General features: G+C 55.7%; 1 protein-coding gene. It reads right to left on the minus strand.

What is annotated here, in order from left to right; genetic code table 11:
* Positions 1-830, minus strand: an 830-nt coding sequence (locus AC0L3X_RS47215; protein ID WP_473317622.1) for an IS110 family RNA-guided transposase, incomplete at its 3' end; no start/stop codon positions are given.
* Positions 831-912: the final 82 nt, after the last annotated feature.

Genomic DNA, 912 nt, shown 5'->3' on the forward strand with positions numbered 1-912 from the left:
CTGAGCATCACATCGCCACACCTCGAAATAGCGCCATTCCGATCGGTTTCCCCAGATGCGTATTTGCGTGGCGTAAGGCCAAGATGCGCGCCAACATCGCGGGAGCGTTGAAAGCGATCCGGGTCATCAATGGTTGTTAGAAACGTGATTGCCGTCAGTGCACCTACGCCCGGTATCGTCATGAGCCGCTGACATGTCGGTTCGCGGCGTACTATTTCAAGTACCATCTTGTGCAGGACGCCGTACTGTTCACGCAGCGCGGCTCGAGCCACAAGCATTGGGCGCAGCATCGCCGCGAGTCGTGGATGGCCATCTGTGAGTTCATTAGTCTGCTGCTCAAACGTCGCTTGAGGTATACGACCAGATAGCTTTAAGCCGAAGACGCGTAAGACGCCGCGAATTTCGTTCTCGATATCGATCTGCTTGATCAAAAGCGTCTTGCGATTGTTGAGAAGCATTCGTAGCTCCTGGCTCACGTCACCCTTGATATGAACAACGGTGTACCAGCCGACCCGCATTACCTGTGCAATGGCGCGAGCGTCGTTTCGATCGGTCTTAATCGGCATCGTCTTAGTCACGCCACGCAGTCTTCGGGGATCGATGCAGACTGCGTGTAAGCCGGCAGCACGCAGTTCGCTGTACAGCCAACGAGCGAGACCACCAATCTCAATCCCGATCTTGACAATGGGCAATCCGCTTTCGTTGAGCCAGGCAACAATAGCCTCCGGTTCCGAAAGTGCCTTGCCCTCGCGAATGACGACGCCATTCTCGTCCACAACACAGATAGCCGTCTCCTTTAGCGAAACATCCAGACCGACATAGTGCTTCATGTTCCCGCTCCTGCTGCCACCGGCTCGCCGGCTTCCCTTCCAGGCTGAGCCTTTCGAGCAGCAACCGCAATCACCCCATCTA

Source organism: Bradyrhizobium sp. MI1.7 (assembly GCF_055811795.1).